The sequence below is a fragment of the Caulobacter sp. 602-1 genome, assembly GCF_003931565.1.
GTDB lineage: Bacteria > Pseudomonadota > Alphaproteobacteria > Caulobacterales > Caulobacteraceae > Caulobacter.
In genome coordinates this window covers 1-290 of sequence record NZ_RRYI01000130.1, presented here as the reverse complement: position 1 = coordinate 290, position 290 = coordinate 1, and the positions used below count along the sequence as shown (strand labels likewise).

The 290-nt window shown below is 56.6% G+C and carries 1 protein-coding gene; it reads right to left on the bottom strand.

Translation table 11 applies throughout. The features are described from left to right. Window positions 1-101 precede the first annotated feature (101 nt). A partial coding sequence (locus EIK80_RS25560; protein ID WP_199743644.1) for a DUF1684 domain-containing protein occupies window positions 102-290 on the bottom strand: 189 nt, incomplete at its 5' end.

Sequence of the window (290 nt, the reverse complement as noted above, 5' to 3'; positions counted from 1 at the left end):
CGTAGCGAGACTGAGGGGAGTCGCGGTGGCACCGGGACTCCCCTCAGTCGTCTAACGAAGACAGCTCCCCTCTTCAGAAGGGCGCCAAGCAAATGCTGAAATCAGTACTGATATTCCTTTGGTGTCTTCTCTCCGGCCGTGACCGCAAGCGGCAAATGGTTGCGCTTGGATGGGATTGGGCAGGTGCAGAACAGGCTGAATGCGCACGGGTAGTTGAACGCATAGTTGAAGTCAATATGGTCCAGCGTGAGGATATCCGCGGCCGTCAATTCGTAAATGCGGCCGATGCC